The sequence below is a fragment of the Saccharothrix sp. NRRL B-16348 genome (assembly GCF_001280085.1).
GTDB lineage: Bacteria > Actinomycetota > Actinomycetes > Mycobacteriales > Pseudonocardiaceae > Actinosynnema.
Genome location: NZ_LGED01000212.1, coordinates 54,593 through 69,172, shown reverse-complemented (window position 1 = coordinate 69,172; position 14,580 = coordinate 54,593). Strand labels below are relative to the sequence as shown.

14 protein-coding genes are annotated in these 14,580 nt (G+C 71.2%); 2 read left to right on the top strand and 12 right to left on the bottom strand.

Features of this window, described 5'->3' with window-relative positions:
* From ADK67_RS54795 to ADK67_RS27790, 12 genes are all read right to left on the bottom strand, one after another.
* Positions 1 to 165, bottom strand: a 165-nt coding sequence (locus ADK67_RS54795; RefSeq protein ID WP_157620892.1) for a helix-turn-helix domain-containing protein, incomplete at its 3' end; no start/stop codon positions are given.
* Positions 166 to 287: 122 nt separating this feature from the next.
* Positions 288 to 677, bottom strand: coding sequence for a hypothetical protein (locus tag ADK67_RS27840; protein ID WP_053719482.1), 390 nt, complete (start codon positions 675 to 677; stop codon positions 288 to 290).
* Between the two features lie 397 nt (positions 678 to 1,074).
* Positions 1,075 to 1,938 carry an RNA polymerase sigma factor gene (locus ADK67_RS27835; protein WP_053719481.1) on the bottom strand — a complete coding sequence of 288 codons (864 nt, stop codon included), beginning with the start codon at positions 1,936 to 1,938 and terminating at the stop codon, positions 1,075 to 1,077.
* A complete protein-coding gene (locus tag ADK67_RS27830) occupies positions 1,935 to 2,765 on the bottom strand; it encodes an SAM-dependent methyltransferase (protein ID WP_082403905.1) in 831 nt (276 codons plus the stop codon). The genes ADK67_RS27835 and ADK67_RS27830 overlap by 4 nt, the downstream gene beginning before the upstream one ends.
* The gene (locus ADK67_RS27825) at positions 2,762 to 3,778 is read right to left on the bottom strand and encodes a hypothetical protein (protein ID WP_053719479.1); all 1,017 of its coding nucleotides are present in this window, start codon (positions 3,776 to 3,778) and stop codon (positions 2,762 to 2,764) included. Before ADK67_RS27825 ends, ADK67_RS27830 begins: the two co-directional genes overlap by 4 nt.
* Before the next feature lie 86 nt (positions 3,779 to 3,864).
* Positions 3,865 to 5,088 carry a hypothetical protein gene (locus tag ADK67_RS27820; RefSeq protein ID WP_053719478.1) on the bottom strand — a complete coding sequence of 408 codons (1,224 nt, stop codon included), beginning with the start codon at positions 5,086 to 5,088 and terminating at the stop codon, positions 3,865 to 3,867.
* Complete coding sequence (locus tag ADK67_RS27815; RefSeq protein WP_053719477.1) at positions 5,082 to 5,543, bottom strand: PadR family transcriptional regulator; 462 nt, start codon at positions 5,541 to 5,543, stop codon at positions 5,082 to 5,084. Before ADK67_RS27815 ends, ADK67_RS27820 begins: the two co-directional genes overlap by 7 nt.
* Positions 5,540 to 6,487 carry an SAM-dependent methyltransferase gene (locus ADK67_RS27810; protein WP_053719476.1) on the bottom strand — a complete coding sequence of 316 codons (948 nt, stop codon included), beginning with the start codon at positions 6,485 to 6,487 and terminating at the stop codon, positions 5,540 to 5,542. Before ADK67_RS27810 ends, ADK67_RS27815 begins: the two co-directional genes overlap by 4 nt.
* A gap of 79 nt (positions 6,488 to 6,566) precedes the next feature.
* Positions 6,567 to 7,910 carry a hypothetical protein gene (locus ADK67_RS27805; RefSeq protein WP_157620891.1) on the bottom strand — a complete coding sequence of 448 codons (1,344 nt, stop codon included), beginning with the start codon at positions 7,908 to 7,910 and terminating at the stop codon, positions 6,567 to 6,569.
* Between the two features lie 88 nt (positions 7,911 to 7,998).
* A complete protein-coding gene (locus ADK67_RS27800; RefSeq protein ID WP_157620890.1) occupies positions 7,999 to 9,330 on the bottom strand; it encodes a hypothetical protein in 1,332 nt (443 codons plus the stop codon).
* Positions 9,331 to 9,551: 221 nt separating this feature from the next.
* A complete protein-coding gene (locus ADK67_RS27795) occupies positions 9,552 to 11,132 on the bottom strand; it encodes a tetratricopeptide repeat protein (RefSeq protein WP_053719473.1) in 1,581 nt (526 codons plus the stop codon).
* Positions 11,133 to 11,302: 170 nt separating this feature from the next.
* The gene (locus ADK67_RS27790) at positions 11,303 to 11,866 is read right to left on the bottom strand and encodes a hypothetical protein (protein ID WP_197289643.1); all 564 of its coding nucleotides are present in this window, start codon (positions 11,864 to 11,866) and stop codon (positions 11,303 to 11,305) included.
* Positions 11,867 to 12,311: 445 nt separating this feature from the next.
* Here ADK67_RS27790 and ADK67_RS27785 point away from each other — a divergent pair, with 445 nt between their 5' ends.
* Together ADK67_RS27785 and ADK67_RS27780 are read left to right on the top strand one after the other, a co-directional pair.
* Entirely contained in the window at positions 12,312 to 13,673 is a 1,362-nt protein-coding gene (locus tag ADK67_RS27785; protein ID WP_053719471.1) for a helix-turn-helix transcriptional regulator, read from the top strand.
* Positions 13,654 to 14,544 carry a phosphotransferase family protein gene (locus tag ADK67_RS27780; protein WP_157620889.1) on the top strand — a complete coding sequence of 297 codons (891 nt, stop codon included), beginning with the start codon at positions 13,654 to 13,656 and terminating at the stop codon, positions 14,542 to 14,544. Before ADK67_RS27785 ends, ADK67_RS27780 begins: the two co-directional genes overlap by 20 nt.
* The last annotated feature ends 36 nt before the right edge of the window (positions 14,545 to 14,580 follow it).

Genomic DNA, 14,580 nt, shown 5'->3' with positions numbered 1-14,580 from the left:
CACGGACGGGAGGAGCATGCCGTTCTCGATCTTCGACAGCTTGGACTGGCTCATCCCGGTAGCGCGCGCCGTGGCCGTGCCGGTCATCTTGGCCTCGGTACGCAGCCGCCGCAGTTCGCGGGAGAGTCGTTCCCGGACGAGGCGGCTGCGTTCGGGCGCGGTCATATCGTGTGGTGTGGTCGGCGGGCGGTGGACAGTGGTCTGGCCGTAGCGGTGAACCGATCGATCTGGGGCACGGCGAACGTGCAGCCGGTCCTGGTCATGGCGGGACTCCGTGATGGTGGTCGTTAGTTGGGGGGCATGGGCCGGAATCGTCCAACGGTCGGGTTCAGGACGGTGAATTCCTCGTTGCGAACCGGTCGGCTGTCGGCCGGGGTGTCGAGGAGGTGGATGAGGTGGCGGTGGCGTCGTTCGAGCGCGTTGACGGTGGTGTGGTGCAGGTTAATGTCGGCGGCGGTGTGGATCGCCGAGGTGATCAGGTCGCGTGTTCTGGTCCACTGGGGCTGGTCGGCGGTGTCGGTCACGGCGTCGATCAGCGCCTCGCGGTGGCGGATGATCCAGGCGGTGATCCGCGCGCCTCGTTCGGTCGCCGCCACGGGGATGCGGGCGTTGGTGGTGCTGGTCATCACCGTGTCCAGTACCGGGCCCAGGCCGGTGTCGCGGTTCGTCGTCAGCACCGTTGATGCTTCGGTCGAGAGCAGGGCGAGGAGCTTCTCGCCGTGAGGTGGGGCGGCAGGCAAGGGCTGGAGGCGAGGCATGAGGTGTGGTGGTCCTTCGTACGGGTGAGCGGCCGTTCGATGTGGGCAAGGCGCCGCTGTCGGCCGAGGGTGTCGGTGCGGTGGGGAGGGAGGCGTCCGACGTGTCCCGCGCTCGGTGATGCGGCCGACCAGGTGTGCGGTGGAGCCCTGGAATCTGCTCCGGTGTCTCGCGGTCTCAGATCGTGAGCTGTTCCGACTGTGTGGACGGCGTCAGGTGCTCGTGCGGGCCGTGTTGGTCGTCTGCGGGTCCGGCGGTCTTCAGTCGGTACGTGGGTCGTCGGAGGATCGAGCGTCGGGTCGGTGTCGGGAGTCGTGGTCATGAGGCGGTCGTCCGGCCTGTCGCGAGGTGCTCGGTCACCAGGTCGCGGGCGTCTGACGGTGTAAGGCCGTGCGCCGCCTTGTCCAGCCAGGTCTGGGTCACGTCGGTCAGCACTACGGCGGGCACTTGGGTGCGCGTGGTCCGGGCCGCCGCGGCGAGATGGCGGTGGCCGTCGAGCAGTACGACCGATCCGCCCCGGTCTGCGGTGCGGTGCAACAGCAGAGGGCGGCGTAGGCCGTGGGTCGCGATCGCGGTGGTGAGCGTGTCCAGGTCGCCCAGGTCGAGGTCGAGGTTGTGGGGATGGAGTCGGATGGTGTCGCGGTGGATCAGGGTGATGGGCATGCCGATGCCCCACTCGGACATGGCGCGCAGTTTGGCCAGTGCCCGGCTGTAGGCGACGCGGACCGCGGCGGTGGTGCTGCCGATTCGGCGGGCGATGTCGTCGTGGGACAGGTCGAGCATGCTGTGCAGGACCAGGATGCGACGGCCTCGCTCGTCCAGGTGGGACAGCAGCTCTGTGGCCGTGACGTTGTTCTGCGCGGTGAGTTCGATGTCGAGCCAGTGGTGCCGGTCGAGGCTGTGGGCCAGGTCGGTCATGTCGTCGACGGGGTGGTGCAGCCAGGTCTTGCGCGTCCGGTAGACCTCGGCGACCCGTCGTCGGACGATCACCGCGACCCAGCCGTGAATCGACTCCGGTGGGCCGGCGTAGTGCGGCAGGGAAGTCAGCACCGACAGCCACGCCTCTTGGACGAGGTCGTCCTGCGACATGTGAGCCGGTAGCGGCAGGTGGCAGTTCTGCCGGACCTTGTCACGGATGAACGGCTGCAACTGTCCGATCCGGATTCGCAGAGCGGCGTTCATCGGTCCGCTCCGACGTCGGTGTAGCCGGGTGGGAGTTCGGCCGGCCCGGAGGCGACACTGGGAGTGCCGTAACGCGGGTCGTGGGGCCCGGTGCGCCACAGCGCCGCGAGCGTCACCGCTTTCTGAAGCTCCCACCCGCGATCATGGACGAGGTCGGTGAGATCGGCCCGGCAGTCGGGTTGGGGATCGTCGAAGGTGTCGGAGTGGTGGGTCGTGTCGCTGCGGTGGGTGTTCGCCGGCGGCGAGCTCGCGGGAACGGCACCTGCCAGGCCGGTCGAAGTCCGGGTGAGAGCGGCCGGCTCTGTGACGTGGTCCGCCAGTCCCACGGCCGGAAACGTCACAGGCCGACCGGAGGGAATCAGACCGGTGTCCAGGACCGCCGACCACGCCGTGTGGGGGTCACGGATGTCGGCCGACACGGCGGCGACCGCGCTGACGTGCCGGGTCGGCAGGGCGGCTTGCTCGTGCACGGTGGGATCGGCGCTGACGTGGATCACCGGTGTGGGTGGGCAGACGACATCGGGCAGGACCCGGTGCGGCGCGAGGTTGGTCTCCGGGACGCCGGTGGCCGAGTCCACGATGGCACCGACCTTGAGGTGCTGGAAGTGCAGGGCGGCGCGGGCTTGGCAGGACCACGCGGTGCGGATGCGGTCTCGCAGACCCGGGTCGTGGTGCGGCAACCGTTGGGCAAGTGCCTGTTCAGCGGCGGTGGCACGGCCGCTTCCGCGCGGCACGGCGTGGACACGGGCGGGATGACACACGGCCAGTGAGTCGGTGTCGTCGTCCCGGGAGGTGGACCCGGAAGGCCACTGCGGGATGTCGTTCATTCGGCCGTCCGGTTCGCGGCATCGTGCGGCCTTTCATCCCGGTGCCCGGACGGCGGGGGTGGTGTCGATCGGTGGTTGAGCAGCGAGTGGATCGCGCTCGCGTTGACGCCGAGTTTCGCTTCCACGGCTTCCCGCAACACCGTGTGCAGGCTGGCGCGCAGGCTCGTGTCGGCGCCCAGGGCGGCGGCGTTGAGTGCCTTGAGGAGGTAGCCGATCCTGTCGTCGAGGGCGTCGGCCTTGCCGGCCGCGCGGGCGAGCACCCGCCACGCCTGGGCGGCGGTCGACGGGTCGGTCGTGTCGTGTTCGGCGAAGCGGGCGACGGATTCCGCAGCGCGGCGGGCGGCGTCGTGGTCGCCGAGTTCGCTCAGGGCGGTGACGAGCCGGGCGTGCAGCACGGTCGCCTCGATCGCGGGTCTGCGGTCGGTCAGGCGGAGACCGGCGTCGGCGAAGTCCACGGCGTCGTGGTGCAGGCCCGTGGCATCGGCAAGGCAGGCCAGGGTTTCGGCGAGGTCGCGCCCCGGTTCGGCCCAGCGGTGCTCGACGGCGGTCCAGAGCATGACCCGTAGATCCATGCGGTGTTCGTCGAACCACCGCTCGGCGCCGGACCGTGCCTCGGAGGTCTGCGCGGGCGTTGCGGCGTGTCGTTGCGGGTGGGCCCACCAGGTGCGCGGAGCCAGTACGTGTGCGGCGTCGGCCGCGCGGTCCGCGTGCCAGGTGATCACCTTCTTCCAGTCCTCGATGTCGGTCGCCGAGGGTCGGTAGCCGGTGCGCGGTGGTTGGCCGGGGTACAGCAATTGGTAGCGGTCGTCGGGGTTGCCGTGGTGGGTGCCGTACGGCTTCGCTCGCCCGGTGTCGGTGAGTGCGTCCAGCGCGGCGCGGGCCGTCGCCTCGTCGTCGCAGAGCGCCGCTGCCAGCGAGACGGTTACCAGGTGGCTGCTGCCCGGCACGGACCCCAGCACGCGGTGAAGGTGGTGTGCGGTCTGTTCGGTGGTGGTGTCGTCGGAGGGGTTCACGGTGTGCTCCCGGGTGGGTCTGTTCTGCTGCTCGTGTCGAGCGGTGGGTGTGCGTTGCGGCGGTGGCCGGTGGCGCGTGGGGTGGTTCAGGTGTCCTCGGGTGGTGGTGCGTCCACCACGTGCACGCGGTCGGCGATGACCAGCGGCTTGTCCGCCGGGCCTTTGATGTGGCCGGGCACCACCGTCTCCTCGTGGTCGCAGCCACCCGTGGCGTGCAGTCGGGAGTTGAGGCAGGTGTTGCGTCGGTAGGGGCGGACCGGCCACCGCCGGGTCCACTGCGGCGCGCGGCGGTCAGTGGATGTCTGCGCGTCCTCGGCACTGGCCTGGGCGGACGGGCGGTGCCGGGTGTGGACGCGGATCAACTGCACACCACCGGGTGCGGTGACCCCGTCGCGCTGGTCGCGTTTGCGACCGTGGCGGGGGCGGTTGAGTGTCTCGGTCTCGGTCAGCCTCGCCGAGCCGGTCTGGGACATGATCTGCCACGTCGTGTAGACCGCGTGCGCCCACTGGCCGTGGGTGTCGGGAAGGGAACGCGGCAGCGGACGACCGAACAGGAGCACCGTCTCGGAGAGGCTGCGCAGCGGCGGTACCCCTTGCCTAGCCTCGATGTCGGCCAGTTCCCCGACCGTGACGGACACCCCGGGGCCGCCGGAGAACACGGCGTCGGGAGGCAGGGCGTCCCAGCCTTGGCCGCCGGGTGTCCAGAAGGTCAGCCACACCCCCTCGACTCCCCTGTCCAGCGGGATCGGGCCGTCGGGAGTGTCCACGTTCCACCGCACGTCGGGCATGCCGTCGATGTCGAGGTGAGCGGGAGTCCAGTACGACCAGGACACCGCCACGATCGGCGTCGGCATCACCAACGTGCCCGGCTCGCAGGCGTTCGGGTAGCCGAGGTTGGCCAGCGACACGGCCGGATCGAGGTCGCGGCCCCCGATGGGGTGGGCGAACACCATCAGCCCGGCCTCGGCGGGCATCCGGCGGGCCAGCATCGGCTCCCGGGACGGGGTGTCCGCCGCGGCGAGTGCCAACGAGGTCATGTCCTCGTCGACCCAGTACAACTGGGCCTCGCCCAGGCGTCGTCGTTCGCGCTGGGCAACCTTCAGGCTGCCGGCCACACCGACGCCGGCGACCATCTCCGGCGGCCCGGCCACGGTCGGGAACACCGTGGTCCTGTTGTAGGCGACGCGGACCAGGAAGTCGGGATTGTCGGGGTGCAGGACGTGTTCACGCAGGCGCAGACGCACCTCCGGCAACTCCACGGCGCTGGGCGCGGTCCAGCGAGTCACCAGGTCGGGCCGGATCGTCACCATGTGGCGCTCCGATCGTGGCCCACGACGTGCTTGCCGATCACGTATGGCCTGACCGTGTCGGAGATGACGCCTGCCGCGCGGGATCCCGTCGCCCTGGCCGACCTCGACACGCCCGTGCCGGTCGTGTACGTGGTGACCGACCCGGTCGAGCGTCGACCTGGGACGCGTCCCCACAGGCGCAGCGGGTGGTGCGTCGATCGGGGTGGCGGCAGCAGCTCCAGTTGGCGTGCCTCCGCCCGCCCGAGGTCGGTAACCTGGTAGAGGCGGCGGCGTGGGGTGCCGGGTCGACGCTGTTCCCACCTGTGCGTCACGAGCCCGGCGCTGTCCAGCCGCAGTAGGTGCGGGTAGCTGGTGCCCACTCCCAGCGCGGTACCGGCCTGGATCCCCAGCCCGTCCAGTCCCTGCTCGCCTGCCTTCGCAAGGGTGGTGAGGATGCGGTTGCCCGTCGCGTTCATCGGTGCTGTCCTGCTGGTCGGAGGGTGATCGGCGGTGGGGATTGCCCGGTCACGCCGGTCAACGGGTGCCTGCCGCCGTGTCTGGTCGGGGTTCGGTGCCGCGGTCGGTGTACGGCGATGCCCGCCAGCACTGACGCCGCGCGGCCATCGGGCCGACCCTGGTCGCGTGCGGCGATGCCGTGCGTGGGCGCGGGACTGCGGGTGGCCCAGGTCAGCGACTCGATGGGCGCCCACCCGGTGTTGCGCAGCGACACCGACAACGTCGCGCCCGACCGGGCGGTGAACGCCATACCCAGCTGCGTGTAGCGGGCTCGGGCCGCGCGGGCGGCCATCGCCTCGGTCGGGCTGCGTGCGTCGTCGCTGTCGTGGGTGAACACCAGCAACGACCCGCTGGGCAGCTCGCTCCCCCAGACGGCCAGCATCCGCTCCAGGGCCGAACCGGTCGGCCTGCTCTCCAGCGCGCCGAGCCCGGCCATCAGCACCACGGGTCGGCGGAGATCCAGCAGCCGACGTTGGTGGATCAGCGTGAGTGCCGTCTGCGGGGCATCCGGATCGCGTTCGACGACCCGATGCGGCGTGCCGCGCAGCAGGGCGGCCGTCTGCGCGGCGGTGGCGGGATCGTGATCCAGACGCACCATGCGCACACCCGCCCCCGGGGCGAATGCGCCGTAGGGCCCGTCGGGCGTGGGCAGCACGGGTGACAGGTCGATGACCTGGTCGAAGCCGTCGCCGTGCAGGCTGCGCAGCGCGCCGGTGAGGAACGTCTCGGCAGCCCGGAGGTCCGCGGTCCATCTCGGCCATCGGGCGACGAGACTTTCGGCGAAGGCGCGGTCGGCCTGCGTGTGCACGCTTCCGCCGAGCAGGTAGGCAGCCGCCCGCGCAGGGTGTGCGTGTTCGGCGGAGATGGTGTGTGGCGGTGGTGATGCCTGGTTGGCGCCGGCCATCGGCGGGACGCTCCTTGCGGGTCGCGGGGAGGTCGGTGAGTCGGTAAACCGCGAGATCGGCGCGGTTGCCTGCCCGGTGTCAGCCGGCAGGGTCGGTGGTGCCGTCGTCATCGGTGGTCGGACTCGGATGTCCGAGCCGGGTCCGCAGCGCCTCGGCGTTGCCCGGTTGACCGTTCTGCTCGTACAGGCGGACCGCGTCGTCGTGGAAACGTCGGGCCGGTTCGACGTGTCCCAGCGCGGCGTGCGCGTCGCCGATCAGTTCCTTGAGTCGCCCGAGGTAGCCCGGGTCGGTGTGGAGGTCGATCAGGTCCGCTGCTTCGTGCAGTTCGGTGATCGCCTCCTGCGGGTGCCCGGCGGCGATCAGCGCGTGGCCGAGTGTGGCGACGGCGCGGACGGTTTCGCGGTGCCGGCGCGGATCCTTGGTGACCGCCGTGACCGCGTTGCGGGCCGACCGCACCGCAGCCTCGATGTCTCCGGCGGCCAGTTGCGTGTCGGCGATTTCGGTCCAGCGCAGACCGATGGCGGTCGCCGGGCTGGTCGGCTCACCGTCGGGCCCGATGACGACACGGTCCTGGTCGATCTCCAGCGCGGCCACCAGGTCCGCCAAAGCCAGGCCGAGGTTGCCTTGCGCGCGGTGGGCGCGCCCCCGCTCGGTCAGCGCGGTGGACCGCGACCAGTCGTGACCGATCTCCTCCGCCGACTTCAGCGCCGACGTCGCGGTGTCGACCGCCTCGTCGTAGAGGCCGAGTCCTGTCAACGCGTACGCCTGGCGTGCCAGCGGCGGGGCCGCGATCACCTCGGCGATGCGCCCCCGGGCCCGGTCCGCCGCTCTCGCGGCGACCGCCTGAATACCGAGCTGGTCGTCGTGGCGTCGCCGTACCCGCAGCGGGGACCAGGCCGCCACCGCGAACCTCCACGGCGTCTCCAGGTCGCCCGCGTCGAACGCGACGAGCTGGGCCGCGATCACGGTCTCTGCCTCGGCGTCGAACCAGGCCAGGGCGTGCAGTTCGGTGTCGAACACCGGCACGTGCCGCGGCGCGAGGGGCCGCCACTTGCCGGGATCCAGCCGTTCGGCGACACCGTAGAGGTGGTCCAGCAGGTGGTCCAGGACCCGTCGTCGTGACTCGTCCTGCTCCTCGGCTCCGAGCTTCCCGGCCGCGGTGGCCGGTTCGATCATCCACCGGTAGCGCGGAGTCGGAGCGCCGGGCAACGTCGCGATGTCGTGTTCGCCGGTGCTCGATGCGGTGTCGAGTGCTAGTTGTCCGCCGGCGCGGAGTTCGCCGGTGGCCACCGTCGCGGCGGCGAGCGCGTCACGTCCGCCCAGTGCGGCGGCAGCTGTTCCCAGGCTGAAACTCGTGCCCGGGAACAGGTGGGCGCGAGCGAGTAGTGCCGTGGCGTCTCGGGAGTGGGTCGGGTTGTTCATGGCGCACCTTCGGGGATGTGGGCGCCGTGGTCCTACGGCGCGCTGGGTACGGCTGGGGTCATCGGCCTACAGCGGCGGGACGTGCCACTCAGCGGGTGTCGTCGAACCCCGCCTCCGATTCCGGCGATCCGTCGGTGCCGGTGTCGCGCGCGTCGGCGCCGTTGGGTGTGTCGGTGCCCGAGGCCATCAGCAGGTGCCGGATCCGGTCGGCCAGGTCGTGGTGGCCGGCCAGGTCGTGCAGGCGGATCGCGTCGTGGCGGTCGCGCTGTGCTTGCTCGTGATCGCCGTGCGCGGCGGCGGCGTCCGCGCGCTCCTGCTTGATCCGGGCGGCGTAGTCCAGGTCGACGTGCCAATCCAGCGCGTCGAGCGCGGTGTCGAGCACGTCGATCGCGTCGGCGGTCTGGCCGACGGCGGTCAGGACGCGACCGAGCACGATGCGCGCCCAGACCGTGTCGCGACGGCGGCCCGGATCCCGGGCGAGGTGCTCGACAGCCTGACGCGCCGGTGCCAGCGCGGCAGCCGCGTCACCGGCGGCCAGGTGGGTGAGAGCGATCTCGGCAGCCACCAGGCCGAACGAGGTGTGCGGGGTGGTGTCGTACCCGACGGGCGTGGCGGCCGATCCGCTCACGTCGATCTCCCACGCGGCGTAGAACTCCGCGAAGGCCTGGTCGTACTGGCGCAGGCCGCGGCGAGCGACGCCGAGGACCATGTGGACGGTGAAGCGGGACCACGCGTGGCCGTGCCGTTCGGCAAGGACTTGCGCCCGCCGGCCTGCCACGACGGCATCGCGGTAGCGGCCCAGGGCGTTCCACGACGAGCCGAGCCGGGCGTAGCAGACAGCGGCCGAAGCATGGTTGAACATGTCTGCCGCGGTCGCCCCGAGATCCTGGACCGCGAACTGGTCCTCGTGGCGCCGCAACAGCTCCAGAGCCGGATACGCGGCCTCGGCGAAACGCCAGGTCATCGGCAGATCGCGCAACGCATACGCCACCCGCTGGGCGACGAGCACCGACTCACGCTCCGCGGTGAACCACCCCACCGCCGCAGCACCGTCGGCGAATACCGGCAGTGGTCCCAGGTCGGCGAAGCGGAACTCGCCCGGTGCGATCGCTACCGCGACAGCGGTGCTGTGCAACAGCAAGCGGCGCAGTACCCGGTGAAGCGCGTCGGTCTCCCTGTCGTCGGCCGGCAGCACGAACGGGCGGGTCGGTGGTGCGGTCGACTTGTAGCGCAGCATGACCGCGGTCGCGGAGTCGCCGAGGGCGAGGTCGGACTGTGACATGCCGGACGGTTCCAGCGCACCGAGTTCGACTAGGGCGGTGATGGCGTCGATGGTGGTGGCGATGTCCTCGCCGAGCAGCTCTGCGGCACTGCCGACACTGAAGTCGGGGCCCGGCAACAAGCGGTACAGCACCTTCAAACGCTCGACGGTGCTGCACGGAAACTGGACGGCCACAACGGTTCCTTGTCGATCGGTGACGCGATGGTCAGCAGGGCTGCGACGCGTGAGAAGGTCGGTCGGTCGTCGGCGGGCTGCTCACCTCGTGTGGGTGCGTGTCGTCGGCTGTCGCGGCGAGCACAGCGTCCAGGCGCGTGCGGGTAAGCAGGTGGCGTGCGCAGACCTGACACGCGTCGTCGTGGTCATGGGCGCTGCCCGCCGTTCTCCCCGAGGCTTTTCTGGGCCTCGGTCTCGGTCGCGGGCCGGTCGGCGGCCAAGCGCTCACGGATCCGGTCGGCGTGCGGCGAGTCGACCGACTCGTACAAGGTGAGGGCGTCGGCGAGCCTGGGCAGGTAGGACAGGTCGGCGGTGGCGTGGGCGATGTCGGCGAGGACTTCCAGGGCGCGGGCCTGCTCGGCGGGGTTGCCGAGCCGCCGCAGCCCGTCGAGGGCCTCGACCGCGTGGTCACGGGCGGCCCGGAAGTGCTTGGCGGCGAGGTGGACGCGGGCCAGGTCGATGCGGACCCGCAAGGCGTTGTACTCGTCGGGTTCGGCCAACGCCGCGAACTCCCCGACCGTCCGGGACAACATGACCTGTGCCAGGCCGACCCGGCCGGCGTCGAGCTGGAGCACGCCGAGGTTGTGGTGGGTCAGTGCCGTCTCGCGGTACGCCCCCAGCTGTCGGTACGACTGTGCCGCGAGCCGGAACTGGACGCTGCCGGTCTCCACGTCGCCGACGGCCTGGTAGTGCAGGCCCAGAGCGCTGCGGCAGTCGGCCTCACCCCAGCGGTCACGCAGCTTCAGGCGCAACGCGAGGCCCGCCATGAGTGCCTCTTTCGCCTCGTCGTAGGCGCCCAGGGAGTTCTGCGCGAGGCCGATCCGCTTGAACATCTCCGCCTGTTTGGACTCATCGCCCAACGCCTGGGCGGCGCGCAGCGCGAGCGCGTCCAGCTCCAACCTCAGCGTGTAGTGCTTGCGGTGCAGCCACAGTGCCCACAGCGCGTCGACCAGGTGCCAGACTCGCTCGTATTCGGCGGCCGCGTACAGAGCGCGGACGTAGGCGGCGACGGTGTCGACGTGGCGTTCCAGCCAGGTCAACGCATCCCGGCGGTCGACGAACACCCCCAGCCCACCGGACCCGGCCGGGCCGTCCGGAGGCGTCGGGTAGGGCGTGCGGCGCCGGTAGGGCGTGACGACAGAGTCGGCGGCGTGCAATGCCGGCCACAGCACCACGTCGACCACGCGGACCAGCGCGGCGACCCGCACATCCGAAGGGTCGAGTGCTTCGGCGAGGTCGCGGGCGAGGCGCTGCTGGGCCGCGCCGATCGTCCATATCGGTCCGGTCACGCCGGTCGGATCCGTGACCTCGGCCGACGGCTCGTTGTCCGCAGGGTGGTGGACGAGCAGGTCGGCGGTGACGAGATCGTCGAGGACCCGACGTACACGGCCCGTGTGGCGGGACCGCGAACCACCAGCGGGGTCGACTCCCGTCTCGTCGCGTGCGGCCACGGCGTCGAGCGGGGTTGGACGGTTCTGTGGGGGTGCGATCAGCGCGGCCGGTATCGGGAAGGGGAACCGGTTGACCGGTTGGACTCCGAGCAGGCGGAACAATTCTTGGCCCAGTGGGTCCAGGCCGTCGTAGTCAGCCTGCAGTGCGCGTACCACGAAGTTGTCACCATCCCGATCGAAGATGTCCAGCGGTTGTTCGGTGAGATCCGCGACCAGCCCGGCCGGCGGCACGCCCGCACGGATCACCGCGGTCGCGGCCGGAGCCGCGATGGCCATGCGACGCCCGTCGCGGAGACGGACGAGCGCGGCGGCGTCAAGGTGGGCGTGTACGCGAGCGGGGTCGGTGATTGCCCTGTGCAGGGCGAGGCCGTTGTCGTGGTCCAGTGCCGCGACGTGGTGCGGCTGCGCACTCCGGCCGACAAGCTGCCCGAGCGGGCGTCGACTGGTTACAGCCGCCAGCGGCCGGATCCGCTGGGCAACGACGGCGCCACCTCCCCCGCGTCGCCGATGTCGTCGAGCAGCACCGCCAACACACGGTCGACGGTCGGGGGCCGGTACAGCGCCACCCCCTGATCGGGCTCGGCAGGCAGTGCGTACTGGGCGATGCCGAGAGCGAGCAGGAACCCGCTGACAACGGAATCCGGATCGGGAGCGTCCACCGGGCCGCCGGTGTCGAACCGGGCGTGCAGCTGCCCGTCCGGGAGCCGATCGTGCTGTTCGTGCAGCCACCGCACGGCCAGCGCAGACTTGCCGATACCGGTCGGGCCGTACAGGCCGATGACCACCGGGCCGGCGGCCATCCCGCCATCCGCGTCGTCCCCCCTGGTGCCGGTCAACACGTGGTTCAACCGCTCACGGTCGTCCTGTCGATCGGTGAACGCCCGCGGGGCCGGCGGAAGCTGCCACGGGATCGGCGCGGCAGAAGCGGTCGAGGCATGAATGTGCATGACGTCGATCTGGCCTGCCTGCGCGGCCGGGCCGTGCACAATCCCGTCGAGCCGGTTGCTCACCTCGACGCCGTCGGAGGTCATGCCGTCCTCTCAACACTCACGGTCGTGCAGGTAGTCGTGGTCGACCGTGTATCCGAAGCGGACAGCGAGACGGCGGCTGCGACGATCGGGAAGACGACGGACGGCATACGCGAAGTGCTCCAAGCGTGGGTTCACATGCATCAGGGCATCCGCCGTCGTCCAGGCCACGCGCGCGGCGGCGGACCCTTCTCGAAGCGAAAGGCCACCGTGATTACGAAACCGGGACGATGGCGGATACCGGCCACAAGCCAATCGCCCAATACCTGGCGGAGCCAGGTGCGCAACCGGCGATCTTGAGGAGATCTTGAGGAACCGCTCCTACATCGAACGGGTGATCTGCCAACCGGTGACCGGGCGCGACCTGCTGAATCCAGTGGATCTCGTCTAGCGTGTCCGGCCTGGATACGGGAGGTGTCACGTAGCGATGGCGAGGCGGGAGACGCTTCAGCAGCGGCGGATGATGTACGGGCTGAGTCAGGAACGCCTCGGCGAAAAAATCGGCGTCAACGCCAGGACCGTGCGCACCTGGGAAGCCGGCACCAGCACCCCACTGCCCGAACAGCGCCCTGCCCTGGCCGACGCACTCCACGTCACCATGGACGACCTCGACCGACTCCTCGACGGACTCCCGATCGGCGAACCGCACGGCGTTCGATCGACAGGCGAAACACAGGGGACCGCTCGTCAGGAGCAAGCACACCGCACACCGCCGCCGGACGACGCCGCGCTGCCTGGCGGCCGACCGGCGGCCGGGGAACCGGTCGATGTGCAGGCGCTGATGTCCGCCGCGGCGCGCCGCGCACTCGACTTCGGCTCCGTACTGGCGACCGCCACGGTCGACGACCCCGACCTGGACTGGCTGGCCGTGTCACTGGCGGAACTGGCCACCGAGTACGTCCACACCCCCGCGGTCGACCTGCTCCCCCGCATCGTCGGGGTCCGCGACGCCGCGTTCACGTTGATCCGTCGAGGTGTGCGGCCCCGTCAACTCCGCGACGCCTACCTCGTCGCCGGGACCGGGTGCCTGCTGCTGGCTTCCGCGTCGCAGAATCTGGGCGACCCCGCCGCCGCCCGTGCCCAGTTGCACACCGCCGAGCGCTGCGCCGAAGCCGCCGACAGCGACGCGCTGCGTGTGTGGGCACGCGGCAGCGCCGCCCTGGCCCTGGAGTGGAGCCCTACCCCGGCCGCAGCGCTGAGATTCCTCACCCCGGTCTCGGCAGGAGCGGTCGGGACGCAGACCATCCGGCGCACCGTGGCCCTGGAAGCGCGGGTGAGCGCACGGACAGGCGACGCCGCTCGGGCCCTCGACGCCCTGCGGCGCCTGCACGACCTGGAGACACTGCCCGACCGGCACGACGAAGTCAGCGCCTTCGGCGGGATCTTCACCTTCCCGCACACCAAGCAGGCCTACTACCGCGCCGGCACCCACGACCTGCTCGGCGACCCTGCCGCCGCGCGCCGCCACGCCCATGACGCGCTCACCGCCTACGCCGCCGCACCCGAACAGGAGCGGTCCTACGGCGATGTCGCACTCACCCGCATCGTGCTCGCGCACAGCCACCTGCGCGACCGGGACTTCGACGCCGCCGCGGCGGCCTTGGCGCCGCTGCGGCACCTGCCATTCGGTGAGCGCATCGCGCAACTACCACCCGCGGTCCGCCGCACCCGGCGGTTGATCAGCGACGTCGGCGGCGTCCAACGCGCCCGGGAGCTGTTGGGCGACCTGCTCGACGCGCCCACGGCGGCGCGGTCGCTAGATTCGTCCGGTGATCGCACTGCACCCTGACCAGGACCCCGCCGGACTCGTGGTGGACGGGGCCCACCGGATGGGGCTGGACACCAGCGGGCTGCGGCTGCTGCACCGCCACGCCACCACGGTCTACCTGCTGCCCGCTGTCGACGCCGTCGCCCGCGTGCACACCGGCGACCGGGCCGCCGCCGAGCGCGCGGTGGCGGTCGCCGGCTGGCTGACCGGCCAGGGCTTCCCCGCCACCGCCCCACTGCCCCATGGCGAACCGATCGTCGGCGACGGGCTCGTGGTCACCTTCTGGACCCACTACCCCCAACCCGACCCGCCCCCACGGCCCGATCCGGCCGAGCTGGGCCGCCTGCTGCGCGAACTGCACCGACTCCCGCCACCACCGGTCGACCTGCCCGTCTACCGGCCCCTCGCCTCCCTTCGCACCGCCATCGCCACGGCCGCCTGCCTATCCCCCGGCGACCGTGCCTGGCTCGCCGACACCGCAGACGCACTGCTGGCCGACTACGCCACACTCGACTTCCCACTGGGCAACGGCCACCTGCACGGCGACGCCTACCCCGGCAACATGCTGCTCGACACCCTCAGCGGCCAGTGGCTGCTCGGCGACTGGGACGAGACCGCCACCGGCCCGCGCGAACTGGACCTGGCCAACACCTACCAGGGCATCCGCATGGGCCGCACCACCACCGAACTGGACCGCTTCGCCCGAGCCTACGGCCACGACCTGCGCGACTGGCCCGGCCTGCCGACCCTGCGCGGCCTCCGCGACCTGCACACCCTCGGCTCCTTCATCCGCCGCGCCGACCATGGCGACACCGAAGCCGTCACCGTGTTACGCCACCGCCTGCACGTCCTACACCACCGCGAATCCACCGCGGCATGGCACAACCCATGACCGGCGTACCCGGCGGTCCGGACGACACGGTGCCTG